This is a genomic window from Steroidobacter flavus (assembly GCF_042651805.1).
In the GTDB taxonomy this organism is placed as follows: domain Bacteria; phylum Pseudomonadota; class Gammaproteobacteria; order Steroidobacterales; family Steroidobacteraceae; genus Steroidobacter; species Steroidobacter flavus.
In genome coordinates this window covers 336,036-349,029 of sequence record NZ_JBHSDU010000015.1, presented here as the reverse complement: position 1 = coordinate 349,029, position 12,994 = coordinate 336,036, and the positions used below count along the sequence as shown (strand labels likewise).

Here is a 12,994-nt window from a genome sequence, read left to right as displayed (position 1 = left end):
GGCCCGCGGTGTCGATGTAGACGCGCAGGGTACACCACGCGGCCTCGCTGAAGCACTCGCGGTCAGGGGGCGCGCGATTTGTACCGACAGGCGAACCAATCCTTCGATGCGGCCGTTACCGAGGCGTGATCGGAGCCCCGGTTTCGGAGGTTGCATGGCTAGCAAACGCAAGAATTCGCTCGTGGCGAACATCAATCGGCGCAAGAAGGCGGGGAAGAGCCGACCGAAGTCGCGCTCCACGGTGAGTAAGGAATCGTACGATCAGATGGAGAAGGGGTGGCCGAAGAAGGGATCGCGGAAGAAGACATCGTCGGGTCGGAAGCGGGCATCGGCGAAGAAATCGAGTGGGGGGAAGAAGAAGGCAGCAAAGAAGAAGGCAGCAAAGAAGAAGTGAGGTTGGCTCACTCTGTACGGCGAGGCTGCAAGAATACATTTGCAGCGTCGGTCGCTCGCGGGCGCAATCAACTACTATGTGCTGTCGATGGGAGAGATGATCAGCACCATGCTCCTTTGGGTGATTCCGAAAGCAACGTTAAGTCTACTTGCCGGATTGGGCATCCCAAGGTTCCAGTACGACCTCGCTCGCGCTTACTACACCGCTAGATTCGGTGAGCAGAGTCCCGGCAAGGCGGCGATGTGGTGTCGTCGTGCTGCTGAACGAGGATGGCCGCCCGCCGAGTCTCTACTGGCGTCGTTCTATGTCGCGGCGTTCGGGGTTCCGGAGGATCCGGATCAGGTTTTCTACTGGAACCGTCGTGCTGCCGAACATGATGACGCCTGGGGACAGAGCGCCCTGGCATGGTGTTATCAACAAGGGGTCGGAACAAAGCCAGACCCCGAGCTGGCCTTTAAATGGTGGCTAGAGGCCGCGCAGCAGGGATTGCCGGAAGCGCAGTACGCGGTGGCTCATTGTCTGTTCAGCGGCGCAGGAACTCCGCGAGATATTGAAATGGCGGATCAATGGTGCCGGCTGGCACTGAAAAGCGGTGCTGAATCCGCGGCCGAGCTGCTCCGCCTGATAGAAGCCGCTGCTTGAAACAGCATCTGTTGATGAACCGCGATCTACCGGAAAAGCTCACAACGCTGCGAACGATTCTTCTCTTCAACCTCGCGATTATTCCTCGCCGGCGAGCCCCCCACCAAGCACACGATACAACGTCACAACGTTGTCACTCGCGGTCAGGCGAGCCGACACCAGCGACTTCTCAGCGTTGTAGAGCGTGCGTTGCGCATCGAGCGCATTGAGAAACGTATCCACGCCCTTCGTGTACCGCGCCTCAGCCAACTCATAGCTATCGGCTGCCGCATCAACCAGCGCACGCTGGGCATCCAGCTGATCCTGGATCGTGCCGCGAACGGCAAGCGCATCCGCCACTTCTTTAAAAGCAGTCTGAATCGCGAGCTCGTACTGCGACACATACAAGTCCCGCTGCGCCTTCGCATAGGACAAGTTCGCAACGTTCTCACCACCTCTGAAGATCGGCAGCACGAGATTCGGTGCCACCGACCACACCGACACGCCGTCATCAAACAAATCCGACAGCTCCGGGCTCGCCAGCCCCTTGCTGGCCGTCAGTGACAAACTAGGAAAGAACGCGGCCCGCGCCGCGCCAATGTTTGCATTCGCAGACTTGAGCTGATGTTCCGCCTGCAAAACGTCCGGCCGTGCCAGCAGCACGGAGGAGGACAAGCCCGCAGGCACGTCTGCCAGCCATTGATGATTCTCAGGCAGCTCTGCAGGCAGCAGGTCATCGGCGAGGCGACCGCCCGTCAGCAGCTCTAACGCATTTCGATCCTGCGCAATCAAAGCGGTGGTGCTCGCGAGGTCGACGCGGGCTTGCTGATACACAGTTTCCGCCTGTCGCACGTCGAGCCTCGAAGAAACGCCAGCTTCCAACCGTTTGCGCGTGACCTCCATGGTCCGTTGGGCACTCTCAACCGTTCTCCGCGCCAGTTCATACCGACTGTTATCGGCAGCCAAAGTGAGAAACGCGCTCGCCGTCTCGGCAATCAAACTGATGCGGGTCGCACGAGCCGCTTCTTCCGTCGCGAGATACGATTCCAGCGACGCCTTGGACAAGCTGCGCACGCGACCGAACAAATCAATCTCGAACGCGCTCAACCCGACGCTGGCCGAATAGAACTCAGTCTCCGTCGCAGAGCGGCCTTCGCTGAACGAGCTCAAGCTCTTCTGCCGAGTGGCGCTCAATTCGCCATTGAACTTAGGAAACAAATCCGAGCGCTGGATCCGATACTGCGCCCGGGCTGCCTGAATGTTGGCCAGCGCGCTGCGCAGGTCGCGATTGTTCGCGAGCGCTTGATCGATGACCTTCTGCAACTTCTCATCGCGAATGAATTCGCGCCACGGCAGGTCGGCCGCCGTCTTCTCGCTCGCCTGAGCAGGATCGTAAGCGGCACCGCTCGGCCAGGTATCGGCAACGGGCGCAGGAGGGCGCTCATAACGCGGCGCCATCGTGCAACCCGCCAAAGCCAAAGTAACGGCTGCGGCGAGAGTGAAGGAGAAAGCGTGGTTACGCATGTTGAGCTCCTTCGCTCTGAACGTTGCCTTCCGGGGCGGGCGCGGTGGCGGGGCGATCCTTGAACAGCTTGCGGACCAGAACGAAGAACAAAGGCACCAGGAAGATGGCGAGGGCGGTGGCAGTCAGGGTGCCGCCGACCACGCCGGTGCCGATGGAGATACGGCTGTTGGCGCCGGCGCCGGTAGAGACGGCGAGCGGCATCACGCCCGCGACGAACGCCAGCGAAGTCATGATGATGGGGCGCAAACGCAGTCGCGCAGCTTCAACGGCCGCATCGATCAAATTGGCGCCACGCAGGTACGACGCTTCAGCGAACTCGACGATGAGAATCGCATTCTTCGCGGACAAACCGATCGTGGTCAGCAGCGCCACCTGGAAGTACACATCGTTTTCCAGTCCTCGCAGCGTCGCGCCGAGCACGGCGCCGATGACGCCGAGGGGAATCACGAGCATCACGGAGAACGGCACCGACCAGCTTTCATACAACGCCGCGAGACACAGGAATACGACCAGGATGGAGATGCTGTAGAGCAGAGTCTTCTGGCCCCCGGCCAGGCGCTCCTGATAGGAGAGGCCGCTCCAGTCGAAGCCCGCGCCCGCGGGCAGCTTGCTGACCAGTTCTTCCATCTTGTCCATGGCCGTGCCCGAGCTGGTGCCCGGCGCGGCCGCGCCTTGAATGGAATAGGCGGCGAGACCGTTGTAGCGGCTCAAATTCTCGGGGCCGTAAGTCCAGCGGGTGGTGGCGAAAGAGGAGAAGGGCGTCATCGTGCCGGTCTCGCTGCGGACGTACCACTGCGACAGGTCTTCGGGCGCGGAGCGGAACGGCGCGTCGGCCTGCATATAAACGCGCTTCACACGAGCGCGATCGATGAAGTCGTTCACATAGATGCCGGCCCATGCGGCGCTCAGCGACGTGTTGACATCGGCGAGCGACAAGCCGAGCGAGCTGGCTTTGGCCTGATCGATGTCGACATGCAACTGCGGCGTATCCGCCAGGCTGCCGAGACGCACGGCGGTGAGCGTTGCTTCGGCGCGCGTCATGCCCAACAGCTGATCGCGCATTTGTCTCAGCTGTTCGCGAGTGACGCCGGCATTCGCCTGCAACTGGAATTCGAAGCCGCCTGACTGGCCGAGACCCGCGATGGAGGGCGGGTTGAGCGAGAACACCTGAGCGTCCCGGATCGAGGACAGCGCCATGGTGGCGCGCTGAGCGATCTGGTCGGCGCGATTCTTCACGCCTTTGCGCTCTTTCCAATTCTTCAGGTTCACGAACGCCATACCGGCGTTCTGACCGCTGCCGCTGAAGTTGAAGCCCGAGATCGTGAACATCGTTCTGACGTTGTCCTTCTCGGTCTCGAGGAAATGTTTCTCGACCGCCTTGGCCACTTCGAGCGTGCGCGTCACCGACGCGCCGGCCGGCAAGGTGAACTGCACCATGACCTGACCCTGGTCCTCGGTGGGCAAGAAGCCGGTCGGCAATCTCAGCAACAGCAGCGCCATCACAGCCACGATGGCGCCGAACGCCAGCATGCCTTGCAGCGGACGCTTGATGACCTTGAGAACGCCGTGCTCGTAACGAGCCACGGAGCGATCGAACGTGCGATTGAACCAGCCGAAAAAGCCGCGATGCTCCAGCTCACCGTGATGCGGCTTCAGAATCTGCGCGCACAACGCCGGCGTGAGAATCAGCGCCACCACGACCGAGAGAATCATCGAAGACACGATCGTGATCGAGAACTGCCGATAGATGACGCCGGTCGAGCCGCTGAAGAACGCCATCGGCAGGAACACGGCCGACAGCACGGTCGCGATGCCGATCAGCGCGGGCGTGATCTCGCCCATGGATTTCAGTGTGGCCTCGCGAGGGCCGAGACCTTCCTCGCGCATGATGCGTTCGACGTTTTCCACGACGACGATGGCGTCGTCCACCAACAGACCGATGGACAGCACCATCGCAAACATCGTCAGCGTATTGATGGAGTAACCGAATACTTGCAGCACGCCGAACGTGCCGAGCAGCACCACCGGCACGGCAATGGCGGGAATCAACGTCGCGCGCCAGTTCTGCAGGAACACCCACATCACGATGACCACCAGGACGATGGCCTCGATCAACGTCTTCACCACTTCCTCGATGGAGATCTTGATGAACGCGGTGCTGTCGCGAGGGAACGAGATGACATAGCCCGGGTGCAGGGAGCCTCTCAGCTCTTCGACGACTTTGCGGACACCTTCCGCAGTAGTAAGCGCATTCGCACCGGGCGCGAGCTTCACGGCGAGACCGGACGCAGGGTGCCCATTCGCACGAGGCACGGCGTCGTAACTTTCGCTGCCGAGCTCGACGCGTGCGATGTCGCCGAGCCGCACGGTCGCGCCGCTCGGATCGTGCTTCACGATGATGGCGCGAAATTGATCCGGCGTTTGCAGCTTGGATTGAGCGGTCACCGTCGCGTTGAGCTGTTGCTCGGGCAGCGACGGCATGCCGCCGATCTTGCCGGCGGACACCTGCGTGTTCTGCGATTCGATGGCGGAGCGCACATCGCTCGGCATCAGGCTGTACGAGAGCATCTTGGCTGGATCGAGCCAGATGCGCATCGCGTATTGCGAGCCGAAGACTTGCACGCCGCCGACGCCGTGCACGCGCGCGATCGGGTCCTGCATGTTGCTGACCATGTAGTCGGCGATGTCGCTCGCGGTCGCGGTATCGGTCTGATCCGAGACCGACACGATGATGAGGAAGTCATTTTGTGACTTCACGACCGTCACGCCCTGCTGCTGCACCGAGGAGGGCAGACGCGGCAGCGCCTGTTGCACCTTGTTCTGAACCTGCACCTGCGCGGTGTCGGGATTCGTGCCTTGTTCGAAGGTGACTTGAATGCTCGCGTGGCCGTCCGAGCTGCTCGAGGACGAGAAATACAACAGACCGTCGAGACCGGTGAGCTGTTGCTCGATGATCTGCGTGACGCTGTTCTCGACCGTTTCCGCCGACGCGCCCACGTAGGTGGCGCTGATGGCCACGGTCGGCGGGGCGACGTCAGGGTACTGAGCGATCGGCAGCGTGTTGATCGCGGCCGTGCCGGCCAACATGATCACGATGGCGATCACCCACGCAAAGATGGGGCGCCCGACGAAAAATTTGGCGAGCATGCTCAGCCTCCGGTCGTGGGCGCGGCGGCTTCAGCGGAGGCAGCTTTGGTACCTGAGCCCACATCCACGGGATTCACGGTGTCGCCGACACGAACCTTGCTGGTGCCTTCGACAATCAACCGGTCGCCCTCGGTGAGACCGTTGCTGATCAGCCAACGATCGCCGATGGCGCGTTCGGCCACGAGCGTGCGTTGTTCGACTTTGTTTTCCGCCGTGAGCACCAGGGCGGTCGCATTCCCTTTCGCATCGCGCGTCACGCCTTGTTGAGGCGCGAGAATCGCGGAGCTGGCGACGGCCTGATCGAGCACGGCGCGAACATACATTCCCGGCAGCAGCACGCCGTCGGGATTCGGGAATTCGGCACGCAACGTCACCGAGCCGGTGGACTCATCGACCGCCACTTCCTGGAACTTGATCGTGCCCGCTTGTTTGTATTGCGAGCCGTCTTCGAGTCGCAGGCGCACCTTGGCCTGACCGGACTTCATGCCGGCCTCGCCAATCAACCGGCGCAGCTTCAACAGCTCGGCGCTCGATTGGGTCATGTCCACGTAGATGGGATCGAGCGTGCGGATCGTGGCGAGCGCCGTTTCCTGATTGGCCGTCACGAGCGCGCCCGGGGTCACGGTCGACTTGCCGATGCGGCCGGAGATCGGCGCACGCACCTTGGTGTAATCGAGATTGATCTGGGCACTCGCCAGCGACGCCTGCATCTGCGCGACGGAGGCGAGCGCCTGCTGATAGGACATCTGCGCATCGTCGGCTTCCTGCTGCGAAACGCCTTCGATGGCCAGCAGCTCGCCGTAGCGCTCGGCTTTCAGACGAGTCGCATCGACCGACGCCTTGGCATTGGCGAGTCCGGCCTTCGCTTCGGCGGCCGCGGCTTCATAAGGGGCCGGGTCGATTTCATACAACACCTCGCCGGCCTTGACCCGCGAGCCTTCCTCGAAGCGACGAAATTTGACGATGCCCGAGACTTGCGGTCTCACATCCGACACCAGATAGGGCGTGGTGCGACCGGCGAGCTCCGACTGCAGCACCAGCGGTTGAGGCTGAACGGTAATGAAGCCGACCTCGGTGGGCGGGCGCTTCGGGCCGCCGGCCTGTTCCTGGGCACAACCGGTCAATGTCAGGACGGCAACCAAAATTGCGAGGCCGGTGCGGAGCTTGGGGACGGAGGGAGTCGTCGGACTGGACACGCTAAAACGCCTTGGACTAATCTGCGGTCGATCTTGAGTGTGAACGTTCATTCTCATATCCATTATGCCGAGCCCGAACGTAAAGGCCCAGGGGCCAATTGTGAAAACAATGTGAACATGTCTGTGGCAGCGGAAAAGAAACGACCGGTCAAGGAGTTACGTGACCAGCTCCGACGCGACCAAATCGTCTCGGCGGCGCGTGCCTGCGTGGTTCGGCACGGCTTCCACGCCGCCAGCATGGGGCAGATCGCCGCCGAAGCTCACATGAGCGTGGGCCAGATCTATCGCTACTTCCCCAGCAAGGAAGCCATCGTGCACGCCATCGTCGAGCGCATTGTCGCCCGTCGTCTGGAATGGATGGTTGATCGCGAGCAACAAATCGATTTCGCGGCCCGCTTTGCCAATCGTCGTCATGTCGATGCCTCCGAGGAAGAACGGAGCGAGCGCGTCCTGCTGCTGGAAATCACGGCCGAAGCGACCCGCAATCCGGCGGTCGCCGACATCGTGCGCGCAGCCGACCGGCGCCTTCGAGGGCAGGCGGTAGAGCTGGTCCGAGGCAATTATCCCGAACTTACCGAGGCAGAGGCCGCTGCGCGCGTCGAGTTCGTCACCGTGCTGTCGGAGGGTAGCGCGTTTCGTGGCGTTACCGAGCAAATTGGCTCGCCGGCGCTGCTGGAAGGCATTTATCGCGACGTGCTCCAGAAGCTGTTTCCCCGCATGACCGAGCGCGGATTGAGCTAAGAATCTGCGGCCGGCAGGCGCTACAATCGCCGACCCCAACACAGTATTGAAGCCGGTCCGCGACCGGTCCGGAGGGTGTCGACGAATGATCCCGGCTCAAGAATCCCTGCAGCGCCTGCGCGACGGTAACCGTCGTTTCGTTGCCAGCATCGGCAGCGGTGAAATGCATCTGCACCTCGCACGCGGCGTGGAGCTGACGCAGGAACAATCGCCGTTCGCCATCATCCTCGGCTGCTCGGATGCGCGTGTGCCTGCGGAGATCGTGTTCGATCAGGGCCTCGGCGATTTGTTCGTAATTCGGGTCGCCGGCAATGTCGTGGCGCCCTCGCAGGTCGGCAGCGTCGAATTCGCGGCCTCGCGCTTCAATACTCGTCTGGTGGTGGTGCTCGGTCATTCGCGCTGTGGCGCCGTGCTCGCGACCATCGAAGAGCTGCAACGGCCCAAGGAAAACCAGTCCATCAATCTGCGGTCCATCGTCGACCGCGTGCGTCCGTCGGTCGAAGGGCTGATGCGCACCGAGCTCAAGAACGATCTGCACACGCTGGTCGGTCATGCCGTGCGCTCGAATGTGCGAGCCTCGGTCGATCATCTGCGTCATGGCTCGGCGCTGCTGGAAAATTTGATTCGCAACGAAGGCTTGATGGTGGTCGGTGCGGAATATTCCCTCGAGACCGGCGTCGTCGAATTTTTCGATGGCGTCTGACGTCGATGCCGTCTTCATGGCGCGGGCCATCGAGCTCGCCCGTGAAGCTGAACGTGCCGGCGAAGTGCCGGTCGGCGCGGTGATCGTCAAAGACGGCGTCATCGTCGGCGAAGGTTGGAACCGACCCATCAGCACCAACGATCCGACCGCGCATGCCGAAATCGTCGCCATGCGCTCGGCGGCACAAAATCTTTCGGCCTATCGGCTCTTGGATACGACGCTGTACGTCACGCTCGAGCCCTGTGCCATGTGCGCGGGCGCGATGGTTCATGCACGCGTGAAACGTTTGGTTTATGCGGCCACCGATCCGCGCGCCGGCGCGTCGGGGTCGATCTTCAATATCACTCAGCATTCCGCCCTGAATCATCGGTTGGAATGTGAATCCGGAGTTCGGGCAGAGGAATGTTCGGCCCTGCTCAGAGCATTCTTCGTCGCGCGCCGCTAATGCGATAGACTCTCATCTTCGCAGCCAGCAAGCGGCTCACTCGAGCCCAGCCAGCTAACAAATAGCTATTCGCTGGGAGAGTGACATGAACATCTCGCTGAAACACGCGGTGGCGCTGGCCATTGCCGCCGCGAGCGGTGCCGCCTACGCGCAGGACCATTCAGATATTTCCGGACAGACGCTCGAGACGGTGCTGATCACCGCCAAGCGCGACGACCGTGTCAGCAAAGGCGCGACCGGCCTGGATCTGGACATTGCCGATACTCCGCAATCCATCAGCGTGGTGACCCGCGAGCTCATGGATAACTTCGGCGCCGATAACATCAACGACGCTCTGCGCCTCGCGACCGGCCTCAACGTCGAGGAGTGGGAAACGAACCGCACCAACTACATGGCGCGCGGCTTCGAGATCAAGAACACGCAGGTCGACGGCGTCGGCTTGCCGAACGATTGGGGCATCGTCAAAGGCGCGATGGATTCCTTCGGTTATGAGAAGGCGGAAATCATCCGCGGCGCGAATGGTTTGCTCACGGGTGTGGGGAATTCGGCGGGCACCATCAACTATGTTCGCAAGCGTCCGACCAACGTCACTCAGGGCAGCATCGAAGGTAGCGGCGGCTCGTTCGATCAGCGCCGCCTCGAAGCGGATTATTCGACGCCGTTCACGGCCGATGGGAAGTGGGCGGGTCGTATCGCGTTCGCGAGCGAAGAGCAGGACTCGTGGGTTCGCGGTCTCAGTAACGATCGCACGTTTGTTTACGGTGTCATCGACGGTCAGCTGGGCGAGCGCTCCACGCTGACGCTCGGATATTCCTATCAGGAAGCGAACACCGATCAAAGCATGTGGGGCGCACTGGTGCTGTCGTACACCGATGGCACGCAAGCCGAATTCGCTCGCAGCGCTTCGACCGCGGTCGACTGGACCTTCTGGGATACGCGCAACACCACTGCGTTCGCCGAGTACACGTTCAAGCTCGCCGAAGCGTGGGATTTCAAGCTGACGTATAACTATCTGAAGTACGAAGACACCAGCAAGCTGTTCTACGCATCACCGAACGCCGGCATCGATCGCGATACTGGCCTGGGTCTGACGGGCTGGCCGGGTTACTGGTTCACCGACGACCAGGTCAATCTGCTGGAAGCTTCGTTGAACGGCACGTTCGAGTTGTTCGGTCGCGAACATGAGGCGATGGTGGGCGTCAGCTATGGTGACGGCGACCACAAGCAACACAATCGAGAGGTCGATGCCGACGATCCAGTCTGGGATCCGACGCCGCCGTTTCCTTATGCGGCCAACTCTATTGCCGAGCCTGCGTGGTTGCCGCTTTCGTACTACGGAACGACCAATCAAACCCTCAAGCGCGCTTTCGGCGCCACGCGTCTCAGTGTGACGGACAAGCTGCGCGCCATCGTCGGCTTCAACTACGCTGAATATCATCGCGACGGCGATCAGACTGGTGTGTCGTTCGATCAGACCGAGCGCGAGACGAGCCCATACGCCGGCCTCACGTATCAGCTGCTCGATCGAGTGATGCTCTACGGCAGCTACTCCGATATTTATCAGCCGCAGGATCAAACCGACATCAACGGTCAGTATCTCGACCCATCGAAGGGCCTCAACTACGAAGTCGGCGTGAAGGCCGAATGGCTCGATCGGCGACTGTTGACCACTGTCGCGTTGTTCAAGGCGGAGCAGGAAAACTTATCGACGTACGTCGGCCTCAACGACGCCGGCCAGTACTACTACGAAGGCGTCGATGTGGACTCGAAGGGCATCGAGCTGGAAGTCGTCGGCCGACTCGGCCAGAACGTCGATCTGGTGCTCGGCTACACGACGCTGAAGCTCGAAGGCGCGGACGGCCAGGATATCTACGAGTGGGTGCCGCGTCATACCGCGAACGTCGCGTTGAGCGCGCGGGTGCCGAGCTTCACGGCGCTGTCATTCGGTATCAGCGGCCGGTGGCAAAGCGAGACTTCCAAGCGGGACGAGTACACCACCTTCGTCGTTCGCCAGGACAGCTACGCGACGTTGAATGCGTTTGCTCGTTGGGAGGTGACGCCGAAGCTGCACGTTCGCGCCAACGTGTACAACCTCTCGGATGAGAAATACATCACCAGCTTGTATCAGGTCGGGTACTACGGCGCGCCTCGCAGTTACGAGGTGGGGTTGGGTTACAGGTTCTGACGATCTGTGTGCTGGCGGGGCAACCCCGCCAGCACACAGATATGTGCACTGGTTAACAACGTCCGTTCGGGCGTTGGACGAAACTACCGTCATAACTTCGCTGACAGAGTTGACCTGTCGCCCGGCAACGGAGCGTCGCGCCGGCGAACTATTGTCCTCGAATTATGTTTGCTCCCGAAGAAGAAGCGCTGCATGGACGGGCGACCGCTCGTGTGGGAGGTAGTTTCGACCATGATGCGACGTCACTCCATCCTGCTTTCAGGCGTGCTGGCGGCTGCGCCCGCGACTGCGTTGGCACAGGCGATTCCACCGGCGGCCACGCCCGGCGGCTCGCTGCCACGAGTCGAACCGGCTGTACCTGCGCCAGAGAATAAAGGAGAGCTGCTCGAGATTCCCAAAGTACACGAGCGGCCGGCAAGCGCCGACGATGCTCCTCGCATCGTCGTCAAGGTGTTTCGGCTGACCGGCGCCGCCGATCACCTGGAGCGCGATCTACGAGTGGGCGATGCGCAGGCTGCGCTGGATGCGGCTCTTGCCGGGCAGCCCGTCACCGGATTCTCCATCGGCCAGTTGCAGGAGATTGCGAACAGCGTTGCCACGCTCTATCGTGAACACGGCTACATTCTCACGCAGGCGTGGTTGCCGCGACAGGACGTTGTCGACGGCACAGTGACGATCCAGGTCCTCGAGGGACAGCTGAGCGATATCGTCGTCGAAGGCAACTCGCAGTATTCGACCCGAACGCTCGAAAGGCCTTTCGCCGCTCTGATCGGTGCGCCCGTCGAACGAGACTCGCTCGAAGCAGCACTGCTCACGCTGCGCAACTATCCTGGTGTCACGGCATTCGGCGTACTAGGGGCTGGCCGGGAATCCGGTTCGAGCCAGCTCACGGTGCGCGTGCAATCCGAGGATCGATTCGTTCTGGATGCCGCGCTCGACAACTACGGCTCGCAGTTTGCCGGCGAATATCGCGGTCAGCTCATCTTCACCGTCAACGATCCCCTCGGTCGCGCCGATCGTCTGCAGCTGATCGGTTTGTACGCGATCGATCCCGATGACACCGGCAACACCCACGGCCTGTACGGCGGCCTCGACTACGAAATTCCGCTTTTCAGCCCGCGCGACTCGCTGCGCTTCATGCATCTCACGAACGCGTACAACGTTGGCGCCGATGCCGCCAGCGTGACCTCGACCGACACCGAAGGCGAAACGCGTGTCGACGAGATCGGCTATCGACACGACTTCCCACGCACGCGACTCGGCTCGGCGAGTGTCGGTCTCGCCTTCAACGTGAAGAGCTCCGAGTTCAGGGCACCTCCGGCGGTGCTGTATGAGGATAAGCTGACGACGGTACGCCTGGATGCGCAGTGGAATCGCATCGACACGCGCTTCCGCGGCTCGAACAGCATCGCGTTCTCGTATACCCGCGGCTTCAAGGATCTACTCGACTCGCTCGACGACTATCGAGCCAATACCGCTGGCAGCGCGAGTCGCTTCGGTGCGTCCGGGGAGTTCGACAAACTCTCATTGCGCGTGCAGCGACTGCAGCGCGTGACCCAGAACGCGTCACTGATGTTCCGAATGGATGGCCAATACTCCAGCGATCCACTGGTGTCGCTCGAACAGTTTTCTCTCGGCGGCCCGGACAGCGTGCGCGCCTATTCGGTCTCCGAGGAGTTGGCGGAGAAAGGCGGCGTTGCGACACTCGAACTGGCGCTCAATGCACCGGGCTTTGCGAACCGGCCGGCATTCGATGGCTACTCTTGGGGCCAAGTGCTGCAGCTCTCTTTGTTCGCCGACTACGCGTACGGCGAATTCAACGAACCCAGGATCGGTTCGCTGCAAGAAAGCGTCGAGTTGTCCGGCGTCGGCATCGGCGTGCAGTTCAGCGCGCCCGGGAATTTCTTCCTGCGCGCCGACGTCGCAACCCCGCTGTCGAACGCAGAGCCGGGGAACGGTCGCGATCCACAGTATTACGCGAGATTTGGCGCGAGTTTCCGCTAGCCGAAGCGAACGGATCAGGGATTGGGCAGATTC

10 protein-coding genes are annotated in these 12,994 nt (G+C 61.6%); 7 read left to right on the top strand and 3 right to left on the bottom strand.

Going from position 1 to position 12,994, the window contains the following annotated elements; genetic code table 11:
- The first annotated feature begins 154 nt into the window (after positions 1 to 154).
- Together ACFPN2_RS29350 and ACFPN2_RS29345 are read left to right on the top strand one after the other, a co-directional pair.
- Positions 155 to 394, top strand: coding sequence for a hypothetical protein (locus tag ACFPN2_RS29350; RefSeq protein ID WP_380603337.1), 240 nt, complete (start codon positions 155 to 157; stop codon positions 392 to 394).
- Between the two features lie 39 nt (positions 395 to 433).
- Positions 434 to 1,036, top strand: a complete 603-nt coding sequence (locus tag ACFPN2_RS29345; RefSeq protein WP_380603335.1) for a tetratricopeptide repeat protein — start codon at positions 434 to 436, stop codon at positions 1,034 to 1,036.
- Positions 1,037 to 1,114: 78 nt separating this feature from the next.
- Here ACFPN2_RS29345 and ACFPN2_RS29340 read toward each other — a convergent pair whose 3' ends face one another.
- From ACFPN2_RS29340 to ACFPN2_RS29330, 3 genes are read right to left on the bottom strand one after another with little or no spacing between them, the layout of a single operon-like run.
- Positions 1,115 to 2,539, bottom strand: coding sequence for an efflux transporter outer membrane subunit (locus tag ACFPN2_RS29340; RefSeq protein ID WP_380603333.1), 1,425 nt, complete (start codon positions 2,537 to 2,539; stop codon positions 1,115 to 1,117).
- On the bottom strand, positions 2,532 to 5,687 hold the full coding sequence (locus ACFPN2_RS29335) for an efflux RND transporter permease subunit (RefSeq protein ID WP_380603331.1): 3,156 nt from the start codon (positions 5,685 to 5,687) through the stop codon (positions 2,532 to 2,534). The genes ACFPN2_RS29340 and ACFPN2_RS29335 overlap by 8 nt, the downstream gene beginning before the upstream one ends.
- 2 nt (positions 5,688 to 5,689) lie before the next feature.
- On the bottom strand, positions 5,690 to 6,883 hold the full coding sequence (locus ACFPN2_RS29330; protein WP_380603329.1) for an efflux RND transporter periplasmic adaptor subunit: 1,194 nt from the start codon (positions 6,881 to 6,883) through the stop codon (positions 5,690 to 5,692).
- A gap of 117 nt (positions 6,884 to 7,000) precedes the next feature.
- Between ACFPN2_RS29330 and ACFPN2_RS29325 the strand changes: the two genes are divergently transcribed.
- The 5 genes from ACFPN2_RS29325 (at position 7,001) to ACFPN2_RS29305 (ending at position 12,961) form a co-directional block, all read left to right on the top strand.
- Positions 7,001 to 7,624 (top strand): TetR/AcrR family transcriptional regulator, encoded by a 624-nt coding sequence (locus ACFPN2_RS29325; protein ID WP_380603327.1) that lies wholly within the window; start codon positions 7,001 to 7,003, stop codon positions 7,622 to 7,624.
- An 85-nt stretch (positions 7,625 to 7,709) separates the two neighbouring features.
- The gene (locus ACFPN2_RS29320) at positions 7,710 to 8,327 is read left to right on the top strand and encodes a carbonic anhydrase (protein WP_380603325.1); all 618 of its coding nucleotides are present in this window, start codon (positions 7,710 to 7,712) and stop codon (positions 8,325 to 8,327) included.
- Positions 8,317 to 8,772: a tRNA adenosine(34) deaminase TadA gene (gene tadA / locus ACFPN2_RS29315; RefSeq protein ID WP_380603323.1), complete on the top strand. Its 456-nt coding sequence runs from the start codon at positions 8,317 to 8,319 to the stop codon at positions 8,770 to 8,772. The genes ACFPN2_RS29320 and tadA overlap by 11 nt, the downstream gene beginning before the upstream one ends.
- 85 nt (positions 8,773 to 8,857) lie before the next feature.
- Positions 8,858 to 10,957, top strand: a complete 2,100-nt coding sequence (locus ACFPN2_RS29310; RefSeq protein WP_380603321.1) for a TonB-dependent siderophore receptor — start codon at positions 8,858 to 8,860, stop codon at positions 10,955 to 10,957.
- Positions 10,958 to 11,188: 231 nt separating this feature from the next.
- Positions 11,189 to 12,961, top strand: a complete 1,773-nt coding sequence (locus ACFPN2_RS29305; RefSeq protein ID WP_380603319.1) for a ShlB/FhaC/HecB family hemolysin secretion/activation protein — start codon at positions 11,189 to 11,191, stop codon at positions 12,959 to 12,961.
- Positions 12,962 to 12,994 lie beyond the last annotated feature (33 nt).

Coding starts and splice junctions, on each gene's coding strand:
- ACFPN2_RS29350 (WP_380603337.1), top strand. CDS start 155: ATGGCTAGCAAACGCAAGAATTCGCTCGTGGCGAACATCAATCGGCGC.
- ACFPN2_RS29335 (WP_380603331.1), bottom strand. CDS start 5,687: ATGCTCGCCAAATTTTTCGTCGGGCGCCCCATCTTTGCGTGGGTGATC.
- ACFPN2_RS29320 (WP_380603325.1), top strand. CDS start 7,710: ATGATCCCGGCTCAAGAATCCCTGCAGCGCCTGCGCGACGGTAACCGT.
- ACFPN2_RS29310 (WP_380603321.1), top strand. CDS start 8,858: ATGAACATCTCGCTGAAACACGCGGTGGCGCTGGCCATTGCCGCCGCG.
- tadA (WP_380603323.1), top strand. CDS start 8,317: ATGGCGTCTGACGTCGATGCCGTCTTCATGGCGCGGGCCATCGAGCTC.
- ACFPN2_RS29340 (WP_380603333.1), bottom strand. CDS start 2,539: ATGCGTAACCACGCTTTCTCCTTCACTCTCGCCGCAGCCGTTACTTTG.
- ACFPN2_RS29325 (WP_380603327.1), top strand. CDS start 7,001: ATGTCTGTGGCAGCGGAAAAGAAACGACCGGTCAAGGAGTTACGTGAC.
- ACFPN2_RS29305 (WP_380603319.1), top strand. CDS start 11,189: ATGATGCGACGTCACTCCATCCTGCTTTCAGGCGTGCTGGCGGCTGCG.